Origin of the sequence: Bradyrhizobium sp. IC4060 (assembly GCF_020193715.1) — a bacterium.
GTDB lineage: Bacteria > Pseudomonadota > Alphaproteobacteria > Rhizobiales > Xanthobacteraceae > Bradyrhizobium > Bradyrhizobium yuanmingense.
Map to the genome: position 1 here is coordinate 1 of NZ_JADYVJ010000080.1, position 462 is coordinate 462.

Sequence of the window (462 nt, forward strand, 5' to 3'; positions counted from 1 at the left end):
AGATAAGACAACCCCAAAAGGAGTGAATTTAAGATTTACTTTTTTTAATTTAGCAATAATACCAGCAATAGCTGCCGATAATTCGCTTGCAGAAATACTGACAGCCAGACCGCCAGCTCCTGGAGTGGAAAGCGCCGGAAAACCAAATGCCACTGGCGCAGCTACTGCTGACAAATTACCGCCTGTTCCCGAGCCACCACCGGAATTGCCATTACCCCCGCCATTACCACGACCGGAGCCACCTCCCCAGTGAATGCCGCTACCGGAACCACCACCCCACGGGTTATTTTCCGAACTCCATCCTGAACCATCAGAAGCACCACCACTTACACCAATCCCGGTCGGGCCACCATTAATGTTACCACTTGTGCTATGCGCGCCCGTGTTATGGCCGCGTCCATCTCCACCGCTCATAAAAGTCCCTCTTTTAAGCGTTAAAACAATTAATTACATGATTAATAC

1 protein-coding gene is annotated in these 462 nt (G+C 49.6%); it reads right to left on the bottom strand.

The window, feature by feature from the left end; translation table 11 throughout:
• Window positions 1-414 (bottom strand): colicin-like bacteriocin tRNase domain-containing protein (locus I6F16_RS37565; RefSeq protein ID WP_276573588.1); only part of this gene is annotated, 414 nt, incomplete at its 3' end.
• Window positions 415-462: the final 48 nt, after the last annotated feature.